The sequence below is a fragment of the Rhodococcus sp. DK176 genome (assembly GCF_038447315.2).
Classification (GTDB): domain Bacteria; phylum Actinomycetota; class Actinomycetes; order Mycobacteriales; family Mycobacteriaceae; genus Rhodococcus_F; species Rhodococcus_F jostii_A.
Genome location: NZ_CP118321.2, coordinates 6,249,131 through 6,273,878 on the forward strand (window position 1 = coordinate 6,249,131; position 24,748 = coordinate 6,273,878).

The following is a 24,748-nucleotide window of genomic DNA, read 5'->3' on the forward strand; positions in this document are numbered from 1 at the left end:
ATCTCGTGTTGCTGTCGATCGGAAAATAGATAACTGGCGCATCAGTCAATTTAGATTGTGGCGGCACTCACAGGGGCTGTCAACCCACTCGTCGCGGTCGCGGCGGGTGCCGCTCGGGAGGCGATGCGCTCTTGACATCGAGTGTGATCGCCCTCACGATGATTCATAACTGGCCCACCAGCCAATTATTCGACACCCTCTGTCCTGTCATCCGCGAGGAGCGTTCATGAAGACTGTGCACGATGGATCGACCACGGAGGACACGATGATGTCCTCGGCGGAAAGCACCGACGCCGAGGCACAGCTGCCGCGCGGAATCCTCCCGACGTGGGCAGTGTTCGGAGTGTCGCTCGGCATCCTGGCGCCCGCATCCACGCTGGCCCTCGCGATCGGTGTCGTCGTCACGATCGCAGGCAACCTCAGCTGGATCACCTGGGCCGTGACCTCGGTGCTGGTCCTCGGGTTCGCCGGGGGCATCGGCTGGCTGGCCAAACGCTTCACCACCACCGGCGGAACGTACGGACTCGCGGCTCGCGCGGCAGGCAAGCCGGCCGGATTCTTCGTGATGGTCACCCACCTCGCGTCGTCACTCGTCGCGGGACCCGCGTGCGTGATCGGCTCGGCGATCTACCTCGACGCATTCCTCCAGAAGGTGGGTCTGCCTGCGAGCACGTGGACGCTCGGCATCTGCGCCGGGGCCGTCGCAGTCGCGGTGACCGCCCTGAACCTTCGTGAAGTGAAGCTGTCCGCGAAGCTGCTGCTGGTGATCGAATTCTTCACGGTGGCAGTGATCGTCGTGCTCCTGATCGTGGTTCTCGCGAATTCGGACACCGGTCCGATCGACAGTAGGCAGTTCGACTTCCACGGCTTCAGTGCCACAGCGATTCTCGCGACCGCGGGCTTCTCCGTGTTCTCCCTCGCCGGATTCGACCACGCCGCCACCTTGGGGCGGGAGGCGCGTCATCCCAAGCGGGCCATCAGCTTCGCCGTCGTCGGGTCGGTCCTGGCCTGCGGGGTGCTCTACATCGTCGCCACCTACATCATCGTGCTCGGCTTCCGCGGGGTGCCGATCGACAACATGAACGCACCCCTCGACACCCTCGCCGAGCACAACGGCGTCGGGTGGCTCGGCTACCTGATCGACATCGGTGTCGCCATCAGCTTCTTCGGATCCACGCTCGGAGTCATGGCAGGCACCAGCCGGACCGTGTACACCCTGGCCCGCGACGGTCTGCTGCCCGCTCGCCTCGGCAAGGTCAGTGCCCGCCACGGCACCCCCGTCGGTGCGGTGACGACCCTCGGCGTCATCTACCTCGTGGCCGGGCTCCTCGGCGTGGTGGTGACGGCGGCGGAGACGTCGTACGGCCTGCTCGGGACGTACGCCGGCTACATGCTGATCGCCGCCTACGGACTCACCGCACTGGCGGCCGGCTATTGCGCGGTCCGGTCGCGGTCGCTGCGCCTGGGCATCGGACTCGCAACCGTCCTCGCCGCGATCGGGTCCGTGCTCGTCTACTGGTACAGCTTCAACCCGTTCCCGTCCGGGGCGCGGGGCGTGGTCGCGTGGATCTTCTTCGCGACCGTGCTCGGCTACATCGCCCTGTACTGCTACCTGCGGCTCCGCAAGCCGCTCGTCTTCGCGCGGATCGGTGAGTCCGACCGGAAGACAACCCTCGAGGTCGATGCCGACGAGCAGGCGGGCGCGGTGCGCTGACGGTCACCTCCCCGGTGGCAGGTGTCAGGCGCGTCCGGAGTCGTGCTCGGCGAGTGCCGGTGCGACGAACTGCTCGAGCATCGTGCGTTCGTCGGTGTCGTCGACGCCAGGGACGGTGAGCAGGGAGACGATGATCCGGACGAGCCACCGTGCCTTCCGGGACGTCTCCTCGCCGGAGAACCCCGCCTGCCCCAGGAAGGCGGAGCCCAGCGATTCGATGACGTCCGACGAGTGCGCGATCTGCGCGGCGAGGCCGGAGTCGCCGAGCTGGAACCAGGCGGCCAGAGTCGGGTCGGCGCGCACCAGCCGGATCGCGGCCAGCATCGCCTCCACGATCACATCCTTCGGATCACCGGCCGCGGACACCTCCTCCGCGACCAGCGCGCCGATGCGCCGGGCCTCGCGGTGAACGAACGCCAGCTGCAGCGACTGCTTGCTGTCGAAGTAGCGGTACAACGTGGCCCGGGAACATCCGGCCGCCCGGGCGACCTCGGCCATACCGACGGCCGCGATGCCGTTCTCGACATACAGCTGGGCTGCGACGTCGAGGATCCGCTCGGCGGCGAGGCGGGGGCGTTCGTCCCGCATCCAGTCGGCGGTCATGCTTCACGCACCCGGAACGGGACGCTCGTCGGGCGGCGCACGTAATTGCCGTCCGCATAGACGACGGCGTCGATGTCGACGGTGAAATCGGGGCAGCGGGCCAGCAGTTCCTCGAGCGCGATCCGCGCCTGCATCCGTGCCGCGGCCGCACCGAGGCAGTGGTGGGCCCCATGGCTGAAGGTGAGGATCTGCTTCGGACTGCGACGCACGTCCAGGACCTCGGCATCCGGTCCGAACCGGCGCGGATCGCGGTTAGCGGAGCCGTACAGCAGGAGTACCTTCCGTCCCTCGGGAACGACGGTGCCGTCGATCTCGACGTCGCGGGTCACCGTGCGGGCGAGGCCCTGGACGGGGGCGGTGAGCCGGAGCAATTCCTCGACGGCGTCACGAACGAGCTCCGGATGTTCGATAAGGTCGCGTCGCTGATCCCGGTGCTCGGTGAGCAACTGGACTGCGCCGCCGAGCATCCCGGTGGTGGTGTCGTTGCCGCCGGTGACCATCGTGAACGCGAAACCGAGGATGGAGAGCAGCCCGGTGATGTCGCCGTCGGCTCCCATCCCGCCCGCGACGAGGTGCGAGATCGTGTCGTCTCCGGGGTCGGTGCGCCGCCGCTCGATCAGTCCGGTGAAGTAGCCCATCAGTTCGGTGACCGCACCCGTCGCCTGCAGCGTGTCGCCCTGCGCATTGGCCGCGACGATGGCCTCGGTCCACCCGTCGAACTGCGCCCGGTCCTCGTCGGGGACACCGAGGTAGTGGGCGACGACCATGCTCGGCAGCGGCTTGAACAGTTCCTTCACCACATCGCCCGCACCTGCCTCCCGCAGTCGTTCGATGCGCTCCACCACGAACGCCCGGACGTTCGGCTCGACGGCGGTGACCTGCCGTGGGGTGAATCCCTTCGACACGAGACGGCGGAACGCGGTGTGGTCGGGCGGGTCGAGCATCACCAGCGGCGGATTGTCCTGCAGGCCGATCTTCTCCAGCTCGCCGTATGTCGTGGTGAGGCCGGCGGCGGAGGAGAACGTCTCGGGGTCCCGGGCCGCCGCGTAGACGTCGGCGTGCCGGGACAACACCCAGTAGTCGTTGCCGGGTGCGTCCTCGGGGACGACGTGATGGACGGGGTCGTGGTCGCGCAGGCCTGCGTACATCTGCCACGGGGCACGCCACGACTGTCCGGACCTCGGTACGAACGAAACGCTCGACACATGTGCGGTCATGTATCGATAGTGAGACACATTGCCCATTGTGTCAATGGTGCGGATGCGGCCTCTCTAGCCGAACAGGGCGAACGCCACGACAGCGAGGATCAGGACGAGTACCGGTGTGAGGATGAGCAGCAACCCGAACAGTCCGGGATTCTTCACCGGCCGATGGTCGATCGCGCCCTTGCTGAAACTGCTGAACGGCGACGCGTAGTACACCGGGGGAGCCGGGTGGTACCGGTTGTCGACGGTGATCTGCGCCCTGCCCTGCTCCCAGATCCACGGGACCGAGATCTGGATGTGGTGCACGCCCGGCGGTGCCGGAATTTCGTTGTGTCCCCATCGAAGCGGCACGGGATGGCCGTTGATGCGGGCATTGGGGGTCACCAGCATCGGGCCCATCGGCGGCTTCTTCGCGTCGATGACGAGCGCGGTGGGTGAGGAGGCGGGCTGCATGAAGGGCGAGAGTATCACCCGGACGCAGCCCGAAAAGTACGGCCTACTGGCCGGCCGCGATCCGGGCCTTCTCCAGCGCCGCGAGGGTGCGGAGCACGGTGGCGCGCTGCTTCTCGAGGTCGCTGATTCGAGCACGCGCGGCAAGGCCGGCGGGCTCGCCGATCAGGTTCATCTGGGCGTCGATGGCCGAGAGCTGATCGAGCAGGCCCGTGACGCGCGATTCGAGTGCGGCGACGTCGACGGCATCGGTGCGCACCGGTGCCACCGGCGGGGTGGCCGACGTGCGGGACGCACTCGGGCGGGTCGACGCGGAGGCCGACGACGTTCCGGAATGAGCGGTGCTGCGCGGCTCCGACACCACACTGGCCGCCCGGGGGCGCAGGGCCTTGCGGACGGCCGCCGGGTCCGGGAGTTCCGCGAGCTTCATCTCGTTGAGTTCGCGGCGGGCGTCGCGGGCGTTGACCCGGTGCTCACGCTCTTCGTCGTCGTCCGACTGCAACGTTCCGCCGAGCGGACGCAGACCGTACATGCCCAGGAAGCGGCGGGCCTCGTCGATGACCGATTCCTTCTCGCGGCAAGTGCCACAGCGAGGTTCGTTACGGAACATCTCGACGGCGTTGTCGTCTCCGCACCACACGCACGCCCCCGGCGACCAACGCCGGACGTTTCGAATTGCAGCGATATCGATAGGGCCGGAGAGAGTCTGCGCGTCGATCACGACGAGCCACAGTAGGGGATTTCGGGCGTGCGGGTCACATCGCCGTAAGTACGACCTGCGGTTCTGCGCCCGAGCGTGACGAAGATCATGCCGAGGCGCGCAAACTGCTCCGCAAACGCTGTGTGCCACACGTGTTTTCCCGACCGGTAAGTTTCATTCTCCGGCACCGATGACGGTGGTCAGCCACTCGACGAGCGGCCGCATCGAACGCCAGGCGATGCGCACTTCGTCAGCGGCGCGGGGAGTTTCGATCCAGTCGGGGGAGAGGTAGCTCCGGCTGGCCGTGAGCGACCTGTGACGCATCAGGTCCAGCCGCGGGTGGTCCTCGGCGACGCCGCGAGGACGGGTCTTGAGTGTGTCGCCGCCGATCTCGAATCCCGACGACCGGACCTTCTTCACGAGCCGGGCGAGTTCGCGGCCCTTGCGGTCGTCGTCGACGGCGTCACGGAAGCGCCCGACATGGAGCGGGGTATGCGAATAGAAGCCACCCGCGACGAACAGTCCGGCGGCATCGATCTGCACGTAGTAGCCCACGCCCGGGCGGGTCTCGACGAATCCGCCCTGATGGGTCTTGTAGGGCGTCTTGTCCTTCGAGAACCGGACATCGCGGTAGGGGCGAAACACTTTGCCCGCGCCGAACTCCGATTCGAGTTCCGCGAGCAGGGCGGTCATGGGTGCGCGCACGGAGTCGTCGTAGACGGATTTGTGCGCGGTCCAGAAGCTCTTGCTGTTGTCTGCCTCGAGGTCCTCGTAGAAGTCGAGAGCAGCGGTGGGGATCCCGGTGAACACAGGGAAAGGCTACGCCTGTGAGTGGTTGACGAGTCTCTGGACTCGTCAACCACTCACAGGCGCGGAGCGCCTAGGCGTTGCCGTTGAACAGCGACGTGACCGAGCCGTTCTCGAAAACTTCCTTGATGGTGCGAGCAAGCAGCGGCGCGATGGACAGCACCGTGAGGGTCGGGAACTTCTTCGACTCGTCGATCGGGAGCGTGTTGGTGACGATGACTTCCTTGGCACCACACGCGGCGAGACGCTCGGCCGCCGGATCGGACAGGACACCGTGGGTGGCGGCGATGATCACGTCGCCCGCGCCGGCCTCCTTGAGGATCTTCACGGCGCCGGCGATGGTTCCACCGGTGTCGATCATGTCGTCGATCAGGATGCAGGTGTGGCCTTCGACGTCACCGACGACGCGGTTGGACTTCACCTGGTTGGGCACCAGCGGGTCGCGCGTCTTGTGGATGAATGCCAGCGGCGCGCCACCGAGGGTGTCGGCCCACTTCTCGGCGACCCGGACGCGACCGGAGTCGGGGGAGACGACGGCGATGTTGTCGGTGCCGTAGTTGCCGCGGATGTACTCGGCGAGCTGACCCTGGGCGTGCATGTGGTCGACGGGGCCGTCGAAGAAGCCCTGGATCTGGTCGGTGTGGAGATCGACCGTGATGATGCGGTCGGCGCCTGCCGTCTTGAGGAGGTCGGCGATCAGGCGAGCCGAGATGGGCTCACGGCCGCGGTGCTTCTTGTCCTGGCGTGCGTACGGGTAGAACGGCAGGATCGCGGTGATGCGCTTGGCCGATCCGCGCTTGAGCGCGTCGATCATGATCAGCTGTTCCATCACCCACGTGTTCAGCGGGGCCGGGTGGCTCTGCAGCACGAAGGCGTCGGAGCCGCGGACCGACTCCTCGAAACGGACGAAGATCTCGCCGTTCGCGAAGTCACGGGCAGTCTGCGGGGTGACCCGCACGTCGAGTTCCTTCGCTACCTGTTCGGCCAGCTCCGGATGCGCGCGACCAGAAAAAAGCATGAGGTTCTTCTGGTTGTCGATCCAATTCGCGGTCACTGCTCTATGCCATCCTTTAAATCTTGCTTCTCGGTTTCGTGCAGATCTGAACTGTGGTGCAGTCCCGCGGCGGCTGCCGCCTCGGCGGCGGCGGTACCGGGGCGATTTCGTTGCACCCAGCCGTCAATATTGCGCTGCTTCCCGCCGGAGACCGCGAGTGCCCCCGGTGGAACGTCGAAACGCAGCACCGTGCCGGCGCCGGTGTAAGCACCGTCACCGACCTGTACCGGAGCGACGAACATGGTGTCCGATCCGGTCCGGACGTGTGACCCCACCACCGTACGGCTCTTGGCGACGCCGTCGTAATTGACGAACACGCTCGACGCACCGATGTTGCTGTACTCGCCGATCGTGGCGTCGCCCACGTAGGTCAGGTGAGGAACTTTGGTGTGCGCCCCGATGTCGGCGTTCTTCGTCTCGACGAAGGCGCCGAGCTTGCCGGACGCACCGAGGACGGTGCCGGGACGCAGGTAGGAGAACGGGCCGACGGTGGCGCCCGCGCCGATCGTCGATTCCGAGCCGTGGGTACGCACCACGCTGGCGCCTTCGCCGACCGTCACGTCGGTGAGGGTGGTGTCGGGACCGATCACGGCGTCCTCGCCGACGGCGGTGGTGCCGAGCAGTTGCACTCCCGGATGGATGGTGACGTCGCGAGCGAGTGTGACGCCGACGTCGATCCAGGTGGTCGACGGATCGACGACGGTGACCCCGGCCCGCATCCAGTTCTCGACGGTGCGGCGATTGAGTTCGGCAGCCAGCCTCGACAGCTGGACGCGATCGTTGGCGCCTGCGACCTTAGCGGAGTCGGCCAGGTGGGCGGCGAAAACGGGTGCGCCGGCCTCGCGGGCGATCTTGACGACGTCGGTCAGGTACAGCTCGCCCTGCGCGTTGTTCGCATTGAGCTGCCCGAGCGCGGAGCGCAGGAACTCGGCGTCGAACGCGTACACGCCGGCGTTGACCTCGGTGATGGCCGCCTGCTCCTCGGTGGCGTCGGCCTCTTCCACGATCTCGGCGATCTCACCGTCGTGGGGCAGTCTGACGATCCGCCCGTAGCCGCGGGGCTCGGGAGCGGTGAACGTCAGCACGGTGACCGCCGAGGGGGTCGGCTCGCTGTGGTGCTCGTCGACGAGAGCGTGCAGGGTGCGGCCGTCGAGCAGCGGGACGTCCGCGGCGGTGACCAGCACGGTCCCGCGGAAGTCGGCGGGCAGGGCGGACAGGCCGCATTCGACGGCGTGTCCGGTGCCGTTCTGCTCGTCCTGGACGGCGATCGCGATCGGGCGGCCCAGTTCGGCCTCGAGGGCGCTGACGGCGACCCCGACGCGTTCCTTGTCGTGCCCGACGACGGTGACGAGGTGCGTCGGATCGACCTCGGCGGCGGCGTACAGGGAGTGCGCCAGCATCGTGCGTCCGCCCAGAGTGTGCAACACCTTGGGGGTCTTCGACCGCATCCGAGTTCCCGCGCCGGCGGCGAGGACGACCACGGCGGTCTGCACTGGCATGAAGCTCCCTCTGAGTCGTTCCGCTCTTGCTGTTCTCGACAGCTCCACCTGCAGGAATGTGCTCCGCAGGCTCCGCTCCGCCGCCAGGACTCGAACCTGAACTATCTGAACCAAAATCAGAGGTGCTGCCATTACACTACGGCGGATTGCCACGCACACGGGGTGTCACGCCCGTTTGCGCGAGAGAATCCTCGCATGCCGACCCGCCGCCCGTCGAACCGCTGCGGAAATTTGTCTCGATCGTCCCGATAGAGTGGGTGCTACCTGCAGTGTTTCCGCGCTGCCCGCGGCACTTCGTCGTCGCGAGTGTCAGGAAAGGAAGGTGCCTCGGTGCCCCGACCCACGGAGTTGGACGCGACCCCCGAGAGGGCGGTCCGCACCCGGATGACCGGTACGCAACGGCGGGAGCAGTTGATCGAGATCGGCCGTGCCCTGTTTGCCGAGCGAGGGTACGAGGCGACGTCGATCGAGGAGATCGCACAGCGGGCCCACGTCTCCAAGCCTGTCGTCTACGAACACTTCGGCGGCAAGGAGGGCCTCTATGCCGTCGTCGTGGATCGGGAGATGTCGCGACTGCTGGAGATGGTGACGTCCTCGCTGAAACAGAATCGCTCCCGGGTCCGGGTCGAGCGGGTGGCGCTGGCGCTGCTCACCTATGTGGAGGAGCACACCGACGGGTTCCGCATCCTCGTCCGCGACTCTCCGGTGGCGGCACCGGACGGTACGTACTCGAGCCTGCTGAACGAGGCCATCGGTCAGGTCGGGCACATCCTGGCCGGCGACTTCTCGCGGCGTGGTTTCAATCCCGATCTGGCCCTGCTGTACGCGCAGGCGCTGGTCGGGATGGTGTCCACCACCGCCACGTGGTGGCTGGACGAGCGGACGCCGCCGAAGGAAGTCGTCGCCGCGCATCTGGTCAACCTGTGCTGGAACGGATTGACCAATCTCGAGGCGGATCCGCAGCTGGGCACCGATCGGCCCCGTACGACACCTCAGTGAACGTGTTCTCGTTTCCCGACTCGCGGTTCAACTTCCCTAGGGCTGCGCCTGTCAAGTGCTAGGGTTCGCTGGAGTTTGCGCGCCCCGTCGGGGGGGTTGTTCGGGAGGCAGTCGATGGCGAGACAGGTTCGAGCAGAGGTAACTCGGGCGTCGGTCCTCATGGCGGCGGCCGACGTATTCTTACGTCTCGGTTACGCCAACGCGGGTCTCAACGAAATCATCGAGCAGTCCGGTGTGACCAAAGGTGCGTTGTACTTCCACTTCAGTTCCAAGGAAGACCTGGCGCGCGGCGTCATCGACGAGGGGCAGATCCGTCTGACCGCCGGAATGACCTCCGTCAGCGACGGGCCGACGCCGGCTCTGGAAGCGCTCGTCGCCCTGTCCTACGTGGCGATCGAGGCGGCGAGTTCCGATCCGATCGTCGCGGCCATGCTGCGACTGCAGCACGAGATCGGCGACTACCAGGGGACGCACGGCAACGTGGTGGCCTCGTGGCAGCAGGGCTTCGAGCGACTCGTCGCACGTGCGGTCGAGGAGGGGGACATCCTCACGGAAGACGACGTCTCCGCGGGAACTCTGTCCACTTTCCTGCTCGGGTCGCTGCTCGGTGCCCACGTGGTCGCGACCGCGACCGGCGCCTTCGACGATCTTCCGCGTCGCATGGAACGGGTCTGGTACTTCATTCTTCCCGGACTGGTCGAGCCGTCGAAGCTCGTGTACTTCCGCCAGTTCGCCTCGCGGCGCTTGCTGCGCTGAGCGATCCCTGCGGCTGCACGATCAGTCCGATGTATCGGTCCGGCGGGGTGCCGCATAACGGCGCAGAGCAGGGGCGACGGGGCGGCCACGGAGAAATCCGGCCACGCCACCGGATTCGATTGCCCTACTGTAGATTTCGAGAGCGCGATGGATCACTTCCAGAGTGAGGTCGACGTCGGCCGAGCGGTGCGCCGCAGACGTGACAAACGATTGGCACAGAACGCCACCTGACAAGAGTTCTTGCAGGAAGAGCGTCCGGAATTCCTGTGATGGCTGATAGTTCAGGTCACGCGTGACGAAAATCAGGCATGAAGGCCGGCCGATCACCTGGACGTAATCCGCAATCCCCATATCTGCAGCGGCTGCGCCGACTCCTTCGGCGATGCGCCTGCCGGACTGCTCCATGCGCGAAATCGGATCCTCGGTGGCGTAGGCGTGTACGACTGCGCGGAAAGCCGCGAGCGCTCCGCACTCGGGTCCGTGGGTCGTGGACAGGAGGAAGACCCGGTCGTGGTCCGTGTTCAGCCCGCCGAACTCCATGTACTCGCGTTTGCCCGCCAGGGCTGAAATCGGGAAGCCGTTACCCATCGCCTTACCCCAGCACGACAAGTCGGGTGTGACCGCGTACTCCGTTTGTGCGCCGCCTTGTGACCATCGGAATCCTGTGATCATCTCGTCGAAGATGAGAAGGGCTCCGCGCTCGTCGCAGAGCGACCGAACGGCGTCGAGGTATCCGGGTGTCGGCTCAGCTGTAGCGGTGGCTGCCTCCATGACAACACAGGCCACCCGGTGTGGATTCTCGTCGAACACCGAGACAAGTGAATTGAGGTCATTGAATCGGAAGCTGCGTGTCTTGGCGGCGACATCGGAGGGAACACCGCTGTTCATTGCGGTTGTGCCGATGAACCAGTCGTCCACGGAGAAGAACGGTTGATTGCAGACCGCCACCAGCTCGCGTCCCGTCACAGCTCGGGCAAGGCGGACCGCCGCAGTGGTGGCGTCGGACCCGTTCTTGGCAAACTTCACCATGTCTGCACCGGGAACGAGTTGGAGAAAGTCCTCGGCCGCGTGCAATTCGAGTTCCGTCGGACGGCTGAAGTTCGTACCACGGGAGATGGCCGCACACACGGCGTCGACCACGGGGGCGTACCCGTGTCCCAGTGTCACGGACCGGAGACCCATGCCGTATTCGACGAAACTGTTCCCGTCCACATCCCATACGCGGGCTCCCTTCCCGCCGACAAGTACCGGCGCCATGTAATCCGGGTACTGGTCGGGACCGCGCGCATAGGTATGCGCTCCGCCCGGCACAAGTTTGTTCAGCCGTGCCTGCAGCTCGTTCGAGCGAGAAAAGGAGCGACTGACCGCGTCGTCCTCGAGGGGCATGGCGACCTCCATGGCTCGGAGATGCATCGCGACGCAATTGTGTCACCTGGTCGGTCGACTGTTGTGCTGAACGGGAGAAACCGGTCGACGACACGCCGGATGTGGATGTCGAGGTCGGGGAGCGGACCGTGGTGTGGAGGAAAGGGTTGCGGTATCGTCGAATCGACCTCTACCTGTCCCTTTCGGACTGGGCTGACATAGTGTGCTACCCGCTCGGGGGTCGCTGCCGTCCTCTCGCGAATGAGTGTCCGAAGGGGCCGATATGGAGAATCGCGAGTCCCGCGCAACGCCGACCGGCGGATCGAGCATCCGTGTTCTTCTGGAAAACGGCGAGTACTGGCTGAACAACAAGGGTGACCTGGCGATTCTCAACGTCACGGTGCGCAGGATTGCAGAGCGATGGCCCAACGCCACAATCGGTGTCCTCACCAGCAGATCGTCGCTGTTGAAGGCCTATGAGCCGAACGCGGAGCCGATTCGGTATCAGCAAGGCGGCGATTGGCCGAGACGGCGTGGTTGGGGAGGGCTGGCCGGCCGTTTCGGTCCCGAGGCGGCGGGACCCTTCCTCGAGGGGTGGGAAGCCGCGGCGGCCGCACCCGCGTCTCTCGTGCGGCGGGCACGTCGGGTCGTCCTTCGCGGGAGCGGGGGTAAAGGTACGAACGGTGAGTCCGGCACGATGACAACGAATTCGGAACGGTTGCTACTGAGTCGTGACGGTGGGCGGCTGCCGAATGCCATCGACGGCGCATCTTTGGTGCTCGCGATCGGCGGTGGGTACCTTACCGATATCGATCGGTTCCAGACCGAGCGCACACTCGATTTACTCGAGTATGCAACGAATCATCGAATCCCTACCGCGATGGTCGGGCAGGGGATAGGCCCGATTCACGATCCCGCGCTGCTGGAACAGGCCGCTCGAGTGCTTCCGCAGGTCGATTTCATCGCGCTTCGCGAAGGACGGCGGGGCCCTGAACTATTGCATTCTCTCGGTGTTCCGGCCGAACGTGTCGTAGTTACCGGTGACGACGCGGTGGAACTCGGTTACTCGACTCGGCGCGGGGACCTCGGCACGGACATCGGCGTGTGTCTCAGAGTTGCGGATTACTCTCCGGTCGGAGCCGAGGTGCAGGAAGTGTTGGGTCGCGTCGTTCGGGACGTGGCCGCCGAATCCGGTGCTCGACTGGTTCCGCTGATCGTGTCCGAGTACGACGCCGAAGACCGTCGCTCGACGATGCCACTCCTCACCGGGTTCCCCGCCGTTGTACCGCCCCTAGGTCGTTTCGCCAGTGCGCAATCACTCTCGCGGCGGATCGCCCGATGCCGGATAATCGTCACGGGTGCTTACCACGTAGCGGTCTTCGCCCTGTCTCAAGGAATTCCTGTTGTCGGGCTGTCGACCTCACGGTATTACAACGACAAGTTCGAGGGCTTGGCCGCGATGTTCGAAGCCGGAGTCGAGTTGGTAAGGCTCGACGGGGAAGAGGTCGACGACCGACTTCGCTGCGCGATGCGCAGCACATGGTCGCGCGCTCCGGAACTGAGGGCTGGATTGCTGGGTCGGGCGGTAAGCCAGATCGAAGCGAGCAGAGCCGCTTTCGACCGTGCCGCGCAGCTTGTCAAGGGTGACATCACGACGCGGTCGAATTCGAATCCCGGGCCGACTTGGCCGCCCACATCGTCGACGTAATTGCCCACAGGTCGTGATCCTTGCGTCGACCGCCGACGTCGAGATAACTCGTCATCGTGCCCTCTCGCTGCATCCCAACCTGTCGTACGAGCCGGGTGGCAGGCTGGTTGTCGACGCATACCGGAGCAGTGACCCGGCGCAATCCGAGTATGTCGAACACATACTGCGCGAGGAGGTTCGCAGCTGCCAGCGCGATGCCCTGTCCTGCGAGAGTGGAATCGATCCACACGCCGACCTCTGCGCTCTGCGCTCCACAGTCGATGTGCTCGACGTTGAACTGACCGGCGAATCGGCCTTCAACCTCTATTACCAGCGGCAATGCGCGGCCTGCGCGGGCCTCCTTGCGCATGTGTAGAAGTTCGTCTATCCAGGCGCCCTCGGTGTGGCGCCGAGACCAGGATTTCGAAGACGACACCCAGAACGGCTCGATCAGATGCTGATCCCGTATCCGCAGGGTTTGCCACGCCGAGGCGTCCGAAAGCCTGGGCGAGCGAAGAGCAACGCGATGCTCGGCAGCCATCACAGGGCCAAGCCGGATTCCAGCGCTGGGTACACGGTGCGATCCGATCCGATGCCTGAGGGGCCTCGAATAAAGCTTGCCAGCCGCGACGAGGACCACCAATGATCGTGGAGGCTTCATGCTTTCACCTCTGGCCAGCAAGCCTGACTGAAGCAGTCGATCTGCCACGCCAGACGACGACGGTGGAGAGCTTGGAGTAAGCCTACCCGAACCGAGGTCCCGAAAACATGGGGGACGGCAGAGAAGGCGAACCTGGATAGGTGTCGCGACCTGCAGGAATGCGACTTTCGCTGAAGCCGGGCTGGTATTGTCGGCGGTGTTTGGTCGACGGGTCGCCCGCGCAGATCCGAAAGGAAGGTGTGTAGCGTGACTCCCTCCGCCGCAGGCAACGCCCGACGGGATTCTCGATGACCTCTCCCCGCGTCGCGCTCGTTCATGAGCGATTTACCGAAGTCGCCGGTTCGGAGCATGTTGTCGAACAATTGTCAGCACAATGGCCGGATGCGCGCGTGCATGTGCCGATCGCGCGTCCGACGGGGATCCCCTCGGGACTGCGGAGGGCGCCGGAGACCACTTGGCTCAATCAGTTGTATCGACTCGGTGGTGAGCGGTCCTATGCGCCACTGATGCCGTTGATGCCGAATGCCTTCCGACGAATGGATATCGGAAATGCTGCCGCGGTGATCATCAGTCATCACGCATTTGCGACCCAAGCCGTTTTCGCGACTTCCGCCGCCACAATCGCCTATGTGCACAGCCCGGCCCGCTGGGCATGGGACAAATCACTCCGTGAGGGTGAAGCAGGCGGGAGAGCGGGCGCTGCCGCATTGATGATGCTCGCGTCGACAGCGCGACGTGCCGAGCTTGCTGCGGCTCCGTTGTTGAATCAATTGGTGGCGAATTCGACGACCGTTGCGCAGCGCATCAAACAGTGGTGGGGCCGCGATGCGGTTGTGGTTCATCCGCCTGTCGACACCGATGCATTCACGCCTGACCCCGCTACCCGCCGCGATAATTTCTTCTTGGTCGCAGGGCGCCTCGTGCCCTACAAGAGGCCCGACCTGGCAATTCTCGCCGCGAACGCCGCGGGGGTGCCCCTCGTGGTTACGGGGGACGGCCGCAGCCTCGAGTATTGCCGCAGTATTGCGGGTCCCACGGTTGTCTTCCTGGGGCATGTATCGCATGCGCAGCTGTTAGAGCTGCTGCGCCGAACTCGTGCGCTGCTCATGCCTGGCGTAGAAGATTTCGGAATAGTCCCGGTGGAGGCCATGGCCTGCGGAACGCCGGTGATTGCGCTCGGCAGAGGTGGTGCAGTCGACAGCGTGGTGCCGCATGTTACGGGCCAATTCGTCTCCGGCGTTCTCGACGAAGAGATAGTGGCTGGTTTCGTGACCTCGATGCGCGCGTTCGACGGCTCGATCTATGACGCGGCTGCAATCCGTCAACACGCCGAGCTGTTTTCTCGTAGCATCTTTCGGCGCAGAATGCAGCAAGTTGTCGATGGCGTGCTGGCATTGTGACCGAGTTACACGGTGATTGGTATTTCAACACCCTCGATCGGTGAAGGCATTGAGGTATCCGGCGGATTGGCGGATGTACATTCCTGCCCAGAAGGGCAGCCCGGACGGGGTAGGGCTTGCGACCATTGTCACTTCGCCGTCGAAGCACTTTTCGACGATGTACCTCGCCCGAGAGATGTGGGGCGTGAATGTCACGACGATGATGTGATGCCACCCTTGCTGGGCGGCGCGGCGCCCAATCTCCTGGGCTTCTCCCTTTGTCGTCCACGGATCGGGCTCGAAGCAACTCACCACGAAGTCGAAGTGGTTATGGCAGTACTTGTCCATCGTCCTGTCGCCACTCCCGACGGAGTTCGAGATGACGAGTTGTGGTGCGTATCCGCGCTCGGCCAATTCGACGCCGATGTCGAAACGCTCGTACGGAGTCCCACCGAGAACCACAATGGCATCCGCTGTTCTCAACGGGTCGATCTGCGGACGTACGTAGACAGGCCAGCCCGCCGCCGTAATCGCGGCAGCAGTGGTGAAGAGGATGATGATCATCCAGAGTGCACGCTTGAACAGGGCCGGTGCCTTTGGAGAATGCGCACATTCAGGTTGTCGGCCCGACCGTGATTCGGGGTCGCGAGGCGAGCGGCGCATGCCTAGCCAGTCGGTCGGCGCCTACCGAGCGGGGCGGTCTTCACGCTGCCATCGGTCGAGACCGTCAGTCTCCAGTAGTTGTCGGCCGAATCCTTCAGCACGACTCCACTGTCGGCTCGGTCGACGAGCCACTCTCCGGTCGGCAGAACCGCGGAAAGTACTTCACCATCGGGGGATTGCGCCTGCAGGAGGTCAGCACTGTCAATGCCTGCGCGAGTAATCACGGTTCCTACGAAGGTAACTCCACTTACCTGCCCGCGACCAGTCACGCTCCACCCTTCAGGAAACGATTTCGGATCGATGTCGGAAGTTGTGCTGGAGAGCAGATTGACAGCGGTGCCGTCCGGACACCCCTCGGGATCGACGCGGACTTCGATTGCCGGGCGCTGGATATCCGAATCGAACTGGACGTTGGCAAGGTAGGGCTGTCGGCAATACACCATGTCCATACACACCGAGCGTGCTGCGACCTTGCAGTTGACCAGGCCGAACTGTGCAGGCCCACCACGATCGCGATTCCCGATCGACAGGGCGATGTCGGCGCCCTCGAACCATACATTTGTCAACCACCAATCGTTTGCCGCTCCGTCGATCAACACGTGCTTGTCCGTAGTGTTCGGATCGGTGTCGGATACGAATTCGACGTTGACCATTGACAGCCCGGCACTATGATCATTTCCCGTCCCCAGGACTCCGACGTAATTGCTCGTAAACTTCGAGGAGGTGACGTAGTTCTGAATGCATCTGGTCGTGAGCCCGATTCCGAAGTTGTTGACATCGCAATTGATGAACGCAGTGCCACCCGTGTTCTGGTCGAGTATGACCCCTCGCTGCTGTGCAAACTCGGGATAGTTGCTACTGACGTGTCCGCCGCGGAATACGACGGAATCGAACGAGCATCTGAAGCATTCGGACAGGGACACCGCCGCGCCGGTTGCGCCGGTCACGTAGATCCCCAGGCGCTTGAAACTCACCCGATGCTTTCCTCGAAGTGTGATCAATGGTCCGTCCCCGGCGTAACCGATGGTCGTGACGTCGCTGCCGTCCCCGATGACAGCGGCGTAGTCGGGCAGGTCAGGCCATGCAGTGACGCGGTAAGCACCGGCGGGCAGGTAGAGAACCAGGGGGCCCTCGCCGACCGCACAAGCGGTGGCGATCGCCGTCGTGTCGTCGGCCTTGCCATCGCCGACAGCCCCGAAATCCCGGACGTTGCGCGCGGAGGGGACATCGGAGACGTGTGGCGAGGTGAACTCGACAGTCGGTTCCTCGGCTGATGACGTACACGCGGCAGCCGCCAGTGGTAGTGCTGCAGCGACACCCAGTGAACGAGCCAGCAACCGCCGCCGATTCAGGACATCGTCTGTCACCGGTCCGCCTCGAGTGTGTCTGCCGTTGCATCGAGGACGATCGCGGGTTCCTCCTTCTGCGGTTCCGTGCCGGTGTTCCATGTTCGGATTGGTCCGCTGTTCTGCCGGCGGAAGATCTTGCGGAGCCAGTTGGCGTGCTTCTTCGATATTGCTACGGCTCCGATCAGCCGGGATCCACCTTGATCGAACGTCGCCAGTGCGCCGAGTACCTGCGGCGACGTGGATCTTCCCATTTCGACGACAGCGACTGTGCCGTCGCAACGCCCGGAGAGCGTCAATGCGTCGGCGGCAGATCCGACCGGGGCGGCGTCGATGACGACGTAGTCGAAGTCGAAACGGAGTGCGGATACGATCTGGGTGAGGCGCTCGGATGCGAGCAGATCACTGGTTCGATCGTCGACAGATCCGATGGCCAGCACGCTGATCCCGGAGTCAGCGCATGTAGACAACTCGTCGACGGGGGACGAAGTCGTGCGCAGGAGGTCTGCGAGGCCCGAGTCGGACACGGGAAGATGGTTGGAGATGCCACCTCCCGTGGTATCGGCATCGATCAACACGACCCGCCGACCGCTGTCTGCGAATGCCTTCGCGAGCATGACCGAGACATCCGGTTGTGAACGTGCCGAGAGACTTGTGAGCAACACTGTCATCCCGCTGTCGCCACCACCCGCCTGGATCAATCGAGTGCGCAGTCGCCGAGCCTCCCCGATGGCACCGGGTTCCCCGACATCGAGAATGGCGAGAACGGGGATCGGCAGAATTTCACCGAGCTCATGCGATGTCCGGATCGTGCGGTCCATGCGGTCCTTCACAAGCGCCGCCAGACAACCGAGCGCCAATCCGGCGAGCAGGCCGATACCGAGCAGCCGCCGCGAGTTGGGTCCATTGATCGCGACGGGATCTGTGGCCGGATCGACGACCGAAACTCTTGCAGCAGGAGCCGCGTCGGTCTGGATGGTCTCCAATTCGTCTACCAGTCTTCGAAACTGAGCTACCACGGCGTCGGTCAACATGACGGCACCCTCGGCCGTCGAATCGGTGACCGTGACGTCCAGCAGCGCGGTGGCCGGGGGGAATGAGGCCGAGATCTTGCCCTGCAGCTCGCCGGCAGACATTGGCAACCCGAGTTGGTCGACGACGCGTTGAGCGACGTTGGAACTCGCGGCGAGGTTTACGTATGACGTCACTCGCTGCTGGGCGGCTAGACCACCCTGGTAGACGTCGTTCACCGACGTTCCGGTTGCCATCGTCACATACAGTCGGCTGGTCGATTGATATGTGGTCGGTTGCATGGAGCTGTAGCCGACGGCGCCCGCCACACAGAGAATTGTGATCGCCGAGATGAGAATCCAGCGGCGGCGAGCTATGTGCAAATAATCGATCAATCGCATGTCCTTCAACCTTTCGACCCCGCCGCGTCGACGAGTGTGTGTGGCGGCTCTTGCGGTTTCTGTTTCGACGACGCTTCAGTGCGCCTTCGGTATTCTCCGGCGAGCAGGTAGACAATCCAGACGAGAATGGCCACCTGAAGTGACTTTCCGAGGAGGTCGATTCTGCCCAGAATTCCCCGCTCGAAGGAGACGGGAGCTTCGCGCGTTCTCGGTGGACCGACCGTGGAGGGCGGGGTGATCGCCGACTGCGCGGGCCGGGCGATCGGCGAGATCGGCAGGCCAGTCCAATCTTTCGACCCCGCCGCGTCGACGAGTGCGTGTGGCGGTTTCCGCGGCTTCCGTTTCGACGAGGCTTCAGTGCGCCTTCGGTACTCTCCGACGAGCAGATAGACAATCCAGACCAGAATGGCCACCTGAAGTGACTTTCCGATGAGTTCCATGCTGCCCAGAATTCCTCGCTCGAAGAAGACGGGTACCTCGATCAGCATGAGACCCATAGAGATCGGAATGATGTGCCGTGAATGCAGCGCACGTACACCCGCCAGCACCAGTACGAAGGTGAAGACCACGCCGAGGACGACTCCGGGATACCCGCCGACTACGAAACCCTCGTTGATGTTTCCCTCTGCCAGTGAGACGGACACCCTGGTCATGTCGACAGACGACCCGCGAACTTCGATTGCCCACGCGGTCCCGGACTGGAACTTCGCGGTCCCGAGGAGCTGTTCCGGCACCATGCTGATGAGCGCATGGTGTGCGACGTCCGACAAGGTGAGCCAAGGCCGTCCGCCGAGGTAGTAGCTGTCCGTCGCAGCCTCGAGGAGATCGAATCTGCGCAGGATGCTGAGGAATGGCTGCATGGCTACGGGATAGTTCGCATCAAGCATCTCGGACTGTGCTCGCGCGAGAGCGGAAGCCTTGATGGCCTGCAACCAGCCGAACGCGGCTATTCCCAGAACCGAGATCGCCGCGATCGCGGCGACCTTGACCCTGGACCATCCGGTGAGAGCGAAGCGCACCGCAATCGCGAGCGCGGCGCCCATGATCGGTGTCTTCGATTCGATTGCGACGGTCCACATCAACTCCATGACGGTCAGCGCACCGATCACCGCGAGAGCAACTCTGCGATTGGCCGGTCGGTAGAAGACGATCAACCCCAGGGCACCGATTACCGCCATCAGCGTCACGAAGCTGAGTAGCGGGTTCGGGCTTTGTGTTTGGCCCGCGGAGGCGGTGGAACCTGCTGCGTACGATACAACTCGCCCGAGAACACCGATTGCGTAGATGGTCCACAGTGTGGGAATCAGATTCCCGTCGTCGGCGGATCGCACGGAATTCCTTGCGGCACGGTCACGTCCTGCGCGATGCCGGCTCCAGACCGCGTATGCCACAACGACGATCGCGTACACCCACAGGCCGAACGCAACGGGCCGCAGCACCATCGCGATCCCGTGGTCGTAGCCGATTGTGACCAGTCGTGGATCGGCGATGCTGTCACCGAACCGTGGTTGAGGTCGCACCCATAGGAGGACCATCGGACGCGCAACGTAGGACAGGCTCCAGTACGCCGCCTGCGCGACGAGGAAGACGCGTGCGATACCGTGAACGTACGCAGCGGCGACGACTATTGTCGCCAGTGCGCCGATGACGAGCAGTATCTCGAAGTCGGGGTTGCTCATAATTCGCGTTCCGATACTCGATGGTCAGCAGATTTCATCGACGATCTCTCGGGCACGATCCACATATCTGTGCCTACCCTCCACGATCCGCCGGAAACCCGACTCTGCAATCTTCTCTGCCTGCCCGGGACTCATCACGCACCATTCCAGGATCTCGTCCAACTCGTTCTCGTTCGAAAACAGGAGACATTCCGTGCCCTCCTCCAGAAGTTCCGCATGTTCGCTCGTCCTCTCGCCCACGAAGAGTCCGCCGGACGCGGGCACTTCAAAAGTTCTGCAGGTATGTGTGTCCCGGTTGTCGGAGTTGAGCAGAACGAGGTTCGCCGTCACGGACGCGATTTCCGAGGCGAAATGCTCTCCGTACACCGGACCCGCGACTTCGGCACTGGTGACCTGCAACTCGGGCACACGGCACCAGCCGGGCCCGCGAACGAGCAAATTCTTGCCGTACTTTCGTGCCAGTGAGATCAAGCGATCGCGACGGTCGGGACGGCAGGCTCCGATGAAGCCGACGACGTATCGTCGGGAGTCTCGTCGTGCCGAGAGGTGGTGCCACGCAGGGTCATATGCGCTGAGCACGAACTTGACGGCGCGCGCACCACGTTCGAGTAGCTCAGGGACGTTGTGGCGCTTGGTCGTGACGACGAGGTCCCATTCGCTCTCCAGTTCCAGGTAGCCGGGCGATGTGTTGTAGGGGTTGGAGGTGTCGTCGGGGCTGTAGTGAACATGGAACTGCGCCGGGACGTCGAGGAGACGCCGTTGGTCGAGGAAGACGGCCTTGAATCCGAACACCATGTCGGGTTTGAATTCGGCAGCGATGGCATCGATGCGCGATTGAACGGCTTCGATACTCCAGCGCGCCCGCCGGTGAGTGGCCTTCGCGTAGATCCACGGGGGTGACAGCCGCGGAGGAAGTGACACCGACGTCGAGTCGACGACGACAACGTCGTGTCCCGCCTGCCGGAACCCGTTGGCGAGCGATCGAGCGTTGCTTCCGACCCAGTCGTCGCCGACATACAGGATCTTCATAGCCGATTCTCCTTGTGAACCAGCGCGACCTCTGTGGCGGTGCCGCCGGCATTGCGTTCTTTTCGCTCGCGACCGGCGAGTCGCCGCATCCGGACGACGTACCACAGCGCCACGGAGAACTCGCAGCACAATGTGCCGTAGACGAGGGCCCACACCGATTGTGTCAGTGCAGCGACGAGTAGTGACGCGGCTGCGACGAAGGTTCCGATGGTTGCGCCGATCAAGACGCCGCTCGTGTCCTGCTTGACGGGTAGGACCGCGGTGGTGACAAATGACGTCAAGGCGGTCGCGGGCAGTATGAGCACCTCGACTCGCAGGAGCGGAATGGCCTCGGAAAAATCGCTTCCGAAGACGAGGTTGATCAGGGCCGGCGCCGCAATCCATACCGCGACCGTCGCAACTCCGGCCGCGCAAAGACATACGATAAGCGCCTGGGTTGCGCGTCGCCAGAACTGATCGTCGGTGCTGTGGCGGGCCATGCGTGGCAGTAGCGCGAAGCCTATTGGATCGAGCAAGGACTGTATGGCTCGCACCAGCCGATCTCCGGCAGAATACAGGCCGATGGACACCGCGTCGAGCACCGAGGAGTACACCGCAACAGCGCCCTGCCCGTAGCTTGCTACGAGCAGACGTGAGGTGAGGACGGGTGCTCCCATTCGGAGAATTGTCGTCACCTCGCGTGGACGACATGGGCGGCCGAACTTCTTGAGAGAGTCCCTCCAGGTCAGTGCGACGGTCAGTGTGGACGACACGAGTAAGCAGAGGATGGCGACAGAGGGATGGGGCAGGCGCGGGAGCAACGACATCAGGAGTGCGAGGTACGCGATTCGGCCGACGCCCTGTATGCCATCGACGCTCCGAATCGGCCTTGCCCTATGAGAACCCAGTCTTCGGAGATGGACCAGAAGCCGCCGGCGAACAACCCGAGCAGAATCATGTGAAGGTGGATATCGACGCCGTAGACGAGGCTGGCGAGTAAGGCGGCACCTATGGTCCCGAGAATTGCCGCACGGATTACGAGATAGTTTCCGCGGAGCTGATTGATGTCTGCGCTGTGGACCATCGCGGCGAGAAACTGGGTGATCCCGAGATCGACGAGCAGGGATCCGATGAAGTAGGAAGACATTCCGATCGCGAGAAGCCCGAGTCCTTCGGTTCCGAGAACTCGCGCTATCAACGGAAGCGTTACCACCGTGATCACATACTGGCCGTACTTCCCGAAGCTCACGAAAGCGATGTCACGCACGACAGTGACGATGTGGTTTTCTCGTCGGTCGTCAGCCATGCGCTGCTCGCTTACGTTCCGGCGTGGCAGACACGGTGTCGAGAAATGACGCTATATCGCGAGCGGACTCGGCAATATCGAAATGAGTTGCGCGTCGTCGGCCCGCTGCCGAAAGACGTCGACGAAGCTCACGATCGCCGATCAATGTATTCAGCGCCGCTGTCAGTTGCTCCTGATCACCGCCGTCGACGAGTAACCCGTTGATCCCCGACTCGACGATCTCGGTCGGGCCGCCTGGGCCCGAGGCGATTACCGCGCAGCCCGCGTTCATCCCCTCCACAACGACCTGACCGAACGGTTCCGGGATGACGGAACAGTGCACCAGAATGTCTGCATGCCGCATGTAGGCGTCAGGGTGGTCGACGTGTCCCGTAAAGATCACTGGAAGGTCGAGTTCGTGTGCGAGACGCTCCAGGCTTTCACGAAAAGCTTCCTCGCCGAAGAATGTCCCTCCGACGAGATAGACGCACTGAGGTCGAACAGTCGTATCGGCCAGCGCGCGCAGGAAAACGTCCTGCCCTTTCCAGGGCGTCAAGCGCCCGACGGCGACGACAACAGTTTCGGATGGGCGACGTTGGCTCACGTGATCGGGAAGCCTGCTCGGTTCGACGCCGGGGTAGGCGACGAGCGTTGCCCTGTGCCAGGCGAACAGCGTACTCATCGTCGATCTGCTGTTGGCGATGTAACCTCGGCTGAACACCCAGCCGAGCCCGCGAACTACGCTGGCGAGGAGACCCCCGAAGTATTCGGCGGATATCCGGTCGTGCACCTGCCATACAAGTGGGATCCCGGCGCGTCGCGTAGCGACTGCGCCGATGACCAATGCCTTGGTACTTCCTGCGACGAGAACTGTCGCTCCTGTCGCCCTCGCGGTCGCACCGGCCGACCATCCGATCTTGGCGAGTCCGAAGAATCCCAGGATCAGTCGGCGCAAGCTCCTGCTTCGGACGGTCACGGCGCGGCTGTCGAAAGTGTTTGGCAAAATGATGGTTTCCAGACCGGCCTCGCGCATGCGATCGACGACTGGCCCGCCCTGAGCACAGGCCACCGAGACATCGACGCGTCGCCCCGTGTCGCCTGATCCGTTGTCGCGAAGAGCGATTGCCAATCGAAGTGTCGCCAACTCGGCACCAGAGGGTGCGGCTGTGTGTGTGATGAACAGGGCCTTGGTCATGAGACCAGTTCCTCGTACATCGAGATGTGTTGCTGCGAGGCGGCGTCCCAGGAGAACGTTTCGGCGTGAGTGCGACACTGCCCGGGACCGGGCATGTGTCCGTCCAGAGCCCGGACGATGCGCTCTCCGAGCGCATCGGCGTCGCCGGGGGGAACGATCAAGGAAGGGTCGAGTTCCTGCACGGAGTCAGGTAATCCGCCGCACTCGGTCACGATCGGGGCGCGCCCGGCGGCCAGGGATTCCAGCGCAATGAGCCCGAACCCTTCCAACGCAACGGATGGCACGACGGTCAGAGCCGCCTGCCCGTACAACTGAGCCAGTCGTCCGTCGGTGGCAGTTCCCTCGAATGTGATCGAGTCCAGGTAGCCAGCCTCGGCAGCTTGTCCTCGGAGGGCCGATTCTTCGGTACCTGTACCGACTATCACCAGGCGGGCGTCGGGATGGGCAGCGATGACGGCTCGCCACGACCGGAGCAGAACATGGATACCCATCCTCCGCTCGAGGCGTCGAACACAGAGGATGGTGCATGACGCCGAGGGAGAGTCCGATGGGCGAAAGCGGGCGAGATCGACACCAGGAGGAATAACCCTGATCTTGCGTTCCGGAACCCGATAGCACTCGACGAGCAGATTCCGGAAGTGCTTGGACAGCACGACGAAGCGGTCTGCGCCGGCGTAGCGGAGCCGTTCGATCCAGTACTTCGACCGCGCAGTGATCTCACTGGCCCCAACGATGCGACTTTCGGCTGCCCAGGGCCCGTGAAAGTGGACAACGAGGGGATGTTTGCCATGCGCGCCGATCGCCGAGCGCCCATATAGGCAGAAATGGCGGTCGATGACCGCGTCCGGCGGTAGAGCGCTGGTGTCGCGAAAAGCGGTGTATGCGCGGCGCAGTGTCGATGCACCGACCGGGCCCCACGAATGCCCGCCCTGTTCGGGCTTACCGAACGCTGCAGCGGAAACATCGACGCCCGGGCGTTCATTCAGTGTGGAATACAGGTCGGTGAAGTATCGGTTCAATCCACCATGTCCCGACGTGAACCACTCCGCCCCCGTCATATGGAGCCGCAGAGACCGAGTGTTGTCGAGTTGTGGACTACCCACCGTAAAGTTCATGTCGCGCCGGCTGTCGTTGCTATTGCGTTGTCACGCCGGTCCATTCGGTACCGGATTACTAAACTCTACATTGCTGTGCACGGACGCGCGATGTCGTTGCCGGACTTTCGCAATGCTCGTTCGGCCCGATGTCTCGAGCCGCTCCGCGTGATAGAATCGAAGGCAG

The 24,748-nt window shown here is 63.9% G+C and carries 21 protein-coding genes, 1 tRNA gene and 1 pseudogene; 5 read left to right on the forward strand and 18 right to left on the reverse strand.

Annotation, left to right across the window (positions count from 1 at the left end):
* Positions 1-226: 226 nt before the first annotated feature.
* Complete coding sequence (locus PSR88_RS29060; RefSeq protein WP_011597843.1) at positions 227-1,714, forward strand: APC family permease; 1,488 nt, start codon at positions 227-229, stop codon at positions 1,712-1,714.
* Between the two features lie 24 nt (positions 1,715-1,738).
* On the opposite strand, the gene PSR88_RS29065 is transcribed toward PSR88_RS29060, so the two are convergent.
* The 8 genes from PSR88_RS29065 to PSR88_RS29100 all read right to left on the reverse strand — a co-directional run bounded on the left by PSR88_RS29065 (position 1,739) and on the right by PSR88_RS29100 (position 8,178).
* Positions 1,739-2,317 carry a TetR/AcrR family transcriptional regulator gene (locus tag PSR88_RS29065; protein ID WP_016883446.1) on the reverse strand — a complete coding sequence of 193 codons (579 nt, stop codon included), beginning with the start codon at positions 2,315-2,317 and terminating at the stop codon, positions 1,739-1,741.
* Positions 2,314-3,534, reverse strand: a complete 1,221-nt coding sequence (locus PSR88_RS29070) for a cytochrome P450 (RefSeq protein WP_037197391.1) — start codon at positions 3,532-3,534, stop codon at positions 2,314-2,316. The genes PSR88_RS29065 and PSR88_RS29070 overlap by 4 nt, the downstream gene beginning before the upstream one ends.
* Before the next feature lie 54 nt (positions 3,535-3,588).
* A complete protein-coding gene (locus PSR88_RS29075) occupies positions 3,589-3,975 on the reverse strand; it encodes a hypothetical protein (protein ID WP_009478964.1) in 387 nt (128 codons plus the stop codon).
* Positions 3,976-4,018: 43 nt separating this feature from the next.
* Positions 4,019-4,693, reverse strand: a complete 675-nt coding sequence (locus tag PSR88_RS29080) for a hypothetical protein (RefSeq protein ID WP_009478965.1) — start codon at positions 4,691-4,693, stop codon at positions 4,019-4,021.
* 153 nt (positions 4,694-4,846) lie between these two features.
* Positions 4,847-5,482 (reverse strand): DUF2461 domain-containing protein, encoded by a 636-nt coding sequence (locus tag PSR88_RS29085; protein WP_016883442.1) that lies wholly within the window; start codon positions 5,480-5,482, stop codon positions 4,847-4,849.
* Between the two features lie 70 nt (positions 5,483-5,552).
* Complete coding sequence (locus PSR88_RS29090; RefSeq protein ID WP_011597848.1) at positions 5,553-6,533, reverse strand: ribose-phosphate diphosphokinase; 981 nt, start codon at positions 6,531-6,533, stop codon at positions 5,553-5,555.
* Positions 6,530-8,032 (reverse strand): bifunctional UDP-N-acetylglucosamine diphosphorylase/glucosamine-1-phosphate N-acetyltransferase GlmU, encoded by a 1,503-nt coding sequence (gene glmU / locus PSR88_RS29095; protein ID WP_011597849.1) that lies wholly within the window; start codon positions 8,030-8,032, stop codon positions 6,530-6,532. The genes PSR88_RS29090 and glmU overlap by 4 nt, the downstream gene beginning before the upstream one ends.
* Before the next feature lie 75 nt (positions 8,033-8,107).
* Positions 8,108-8,178, reverse strand: a tRNA-Gln gene (locus tag PSR88_RS29100).
* Positions 8,179-8,416: 238 nt separating this feature from the next.
* Here PSR88_RS29100 and PSR88_RS29105 point away from each other — a divergent pair.
* Together PSR88_RS29105 and PSR88_RS29110 are read left to right on the forward strand one after the other, a co-directional pair.
* The gene (locus PSR88_RS29105) at positions 8,417-9,031 is read left to right on the forward strand and encodes a TetR/AcrR family transcriptional regulator (protein WP_206031502.1); all 615 of its coding nucleotides are present in this window, start codon (positions 8,417-8,419) and stop codon (positions 9,029-9,031) included.
* 114 nt (positions 9,032-9,145) lie between these two features.
* Positions 9,146-9,787: a ScbR family autoregulator-binding transcription factor gene (locus tag PSR88_RS29110; protein WP_009478970.1), complete on the forward strand. Its 642-nt coding sequence runs from the start codon at positions 9,146-9,148 to the stop codon at positions 9,785-9,787.
* 21 nt (positions 9,788-9,808) lie between these two features.
* Here PSR88_RS29110 and PSR88_RS29115 read toward each other — a convergent pair whose 3' ends face one another.
* A complete protein-coding gene (locus tag PSR88_RS29115; protein ID WP_016883441.1) occupies positions 9,809-11,185 on the reverse strand; it encodes a glutamate-1-semialdehyde 2,1-aminomutase in 1,377 nt (458 codons plus the stop codon).
* 250 nt (positions 11,186-11,435) lie between these two features.
* Here PSR88_RS29115 and PSR88_RS29120 point away from each other — a divergent pair, with 250 nt between their 5' ends.
* Complete coding sequence (locus PSR88_RS29120; protein WP_016883440.1) at positions 11,436-12,860, forward strand: polysaccharide pyruvyl transferase family protein; 1,425 nt, start codon at positions 11,436-11,438, stop codon at positions 12,858-12,860.
* Here the strand turns inward: PSR88_RS29120 and PSR88_RS29125 are convergent.
* Positions 12,802-13,500: a GNAT family N-acetyltransferase gene (locus tag PSR88_RS29125; protein ID WP_011597854.1), complete on the reverse strand. Its 699-nt coding sequence runs from the start codon at positions 13,498-13,500 to the stop codon at positions 12,802-12,804. The two genes, PSR88_RS29120 and PSR88_RS29125, sit on opposite strands and share 59 nt — an antisense overlap.
* A gap of 287 nt (positions 13,501-13,787) precedes the next feature.
* Here PSR88_RS29125 and PSR88_RS29130 point away from each other — a divergent pair, with 287 nt between their 5' ends.
* Positions 13,788-14,900 (forward strand): glycosyltransferase, encoded by a 1,113-nt coding sequence (locus tag PSR88_RS29130; protein WP_011597855.1) that lies wholly within the window; start codon positions 13,788-13,790, stop codon positions 14,898-14,900.
* Between the two features lie 24 nt (positions 14,901-14,924).
* On the opposite strand, the gene PSR88_RS29135 is transcribed toward PSR88_RS29130, so the two are convergent.
* The 8 genes and pseudogenes from PSR88_RS29135 to PSR88_RS29170 all read right to left on the reverse strand — a co-directional run bounded on the left by PSR88_RS29135 (position 14,925) and on the right by PSR88_RS29170 (position 24,525).
* Complete coding sequence (locus PSR88_RS29135; protein ID WP_029539513.1) at positions 14,925-15,542, reverse strand: YdcF family protein; 618 nt, start codon at positions 15,540-15,542, stop codon at positions 14,925-14,927.
* Between the two features lie 2 nt (positions 15,543-15,544).
* Positions 15,545-16,909, reverse strand: coding sequence for a glycosyl hydrolase family 28-related protein (locus PSR88_RS29140; protein ID WP_011597857.1), 1,365 nt, complete (start codon positions 16,907-16,909; stop codon positions 15,545-15,547).
* A complete protein-coding gene (locus PSR88_RS29145) occupies positions 16,906-18,300 on the reverse strand; it encodes a polysaccharide biosynthesis tyrosine autokinase (protein ID WP_011597858.1) in 1,395 nt (464 codons plus the stop codon). Before PSR88_RS29145 ends, PSR88_RS29140 begins: the two co-directional genes overlap by 4 nt.
* A 5-nt stretch (positions 18,301-18,305) precedes the next feature.
* A complete protein-coding gene (locus PSR88_RS29150) occupies positions 18,306-19,979 on the reverse strand; it encodes a hypothetical protein (protein ID WP_016883437.1) in 1,674 nt (557 codons plus the stop codon).
* A gap of 24 nt (positions 19,980-20,003) precedes the next feature.
* Positions 20,004-21,008, reverse strand: a complete 1,005-nt coding sequence (locus tag PSR88_RS29155) for a glycosyltransferase (protein ID WP_016883436.1) — start codon at positions 21,006-21,008, stop codon at positions 20,004-20,006.
* Positions 21,005-22,293, reverse strand: a pseudogene (locus PSR88_RS29160) (lipopolysaccharide biosynthesis protein). The gene PSR88_RS29155 and the pseudogene PSR88_RS29160 overlap by 4 nt, the downstream one beginning before the upstream one ends.
* Complete coding sequence (locus PSR88_RS29165; protein WP_016883435.1) at positions 22,286-23,467, reverse strand: glycosyltransferase family 4 protein; 1,182 nt, start codon at positions 23,465-23,467, stop codon at positions 22,286-22,288. The pseudogene PSR88_RS29160 and the gene PSR88_RS29165 overlap by 8 nt, the downstream one beginning before the upstream one ends.
* On the reverse strand, positions 23,464-24,525 hold the full coding sequence (locus PSR88_RS29170) for a glycosyltransferase family 4 protein (protein WP_016883434.1): 1,062 nt from the start codon (positions 24,523-24,525) through the stop codon (positions 23,464-23,466). The genes PSR88_RS29165 and PSR88_RS29170 overlap by 4 nt, the downstream gene beginning before the upstream one ends.
* Positions 24,526-24,748: the final 223 nt, after the last annotated feature.

What these genes read in the sequence shown, in the direction of transcription:
- PSR88_RS29170 (WP_016883434.1), bottom strand. Translation starts at nt 24,525, where the DNA reads ATGACGGGGGCGGAGTGGTTCACGTCGGGACATGGTGGATTGAACCGA.
- PSR88_RS29105 (WP_206031502.1), top strand. Translation starts at nt 8,417, where the DNA reads ATGACCGGTACGCAACGGCGGGAGCAGTTGATCGAGATCGGCCGTGCC.
- PSR88_RS29120 (WP_016883440.1), top strand. Translation starts at nt 11,436, where the DNA reads ATGGAGAATCGCGAGTCCCGCGCAACGCCGACCGGCGGATCGAGCATC.
- PSR88_RS29145 (WP_011597858.1), bottom strand. Translation starts at nt 18,300, where the DNA reads ATGCGATTGATCGATTATTTGCACATAGCTCGCCGCCGCTGGATTCTC.
- PSR88_RS29155 (WP_016883436.1), bottom strand. Translation starts at nt 21,008, where the DNA reads ATGAAGATCCTGTATGTCGGCGACGACTGGGTCGGAAGCAACGCTCGA.
- PSR88_RS29165 (WP_016883435.1), bottom strand. Translation starts at nt 23,467, where the DNA reads ATGACCAAGGCCCTGTTCATCACACACACAGCCGCACCCTCTGGTGCC.
- glmU (WP_011597849.1), bottom strand. Translation starts at nt 8,032, where the DNA reads ATGCCAGTGCAGACCGCCGTGGTCGTCCTCGCCGCCGGCGCGGGAACT.
- PSR88_RS29130 (WP_011597855.1), top strand. Translation starts at nt 13,788, where the DNA reads ATGACCTCTCCCCGCGTCGCGCTCGTTCATGAGCGATTTACCGAAGTC.
- PSR88_RS29075 (WP_009478964.1), bottom strand. Translation starts at nt 3,975, where the DNA reads ATGCAGCCCGCCTCCTCACCCACCGCGCTCGTCATCGACGCGAAGAAG.
- PSR88_RS29110 (WP_009478970.1), top strand. Translation starts at nt 9,146, where the DNA reads ATGGCGAGACAGGTTCGAGCAGAGGTAACTCGGGCGTCGGTCCTCATG.
- PSR88_RS29065 (WP_016883446.1), bottom strand. Translation starts at nt 2,317, where the DNA reads ATGACCGCCGACTGGATGCGGGACGAACGCCCCCGCCTCGCCGCCGAG.
- PSR88_RS29070 (WP_037197391.1), bottom strand. Translation starts at nt 3,534, where the DNA reads ATGACCGCACATGTGTCGAGCGTTTCGTTCGTACCGAGGTCCGGACAG.
- PSR88_RS29150 (WP_016883437.1), bottom strand. Translation starts at nt 19,979, where the DNA reads ATGAGCAACCCCGACTTCGAGATACTGCTCGTCATCGGCGCACTGGCG.
- PSR88_RS29135 (WP_029539513.1), bottom strand. Translation starts at nt 15,542, where the DNA reads ATGCGCCGCTCGCCTCGCGACCCCGAATCACGGTCGGGCCGACAACCT.
- PSR88_RS29060 (WP_011597843.1), top strand. Translation starts at nt 227, where the DNA reads ATGAAGACTGTGCACGATGGATCGACCACGGAGGACACGATGATGTCC.
- PSR88_RS29115 (WP_016883441.1), bottom strand. Translation starts at nt 11,185, where the DNA reads ATGGAGGTCGCCATGCCCCTCGAGGACGACGCGGTCAGTCGCTCCTTT.
- PSR88_RS29125 (WP_011597854.1), bottom strand. Translation starts at nt 13,500, where the DNA reads ATGAAGCCTCCACGATCATTGGTGGTCCTCGTCGCGGCTGGCAAGCTT.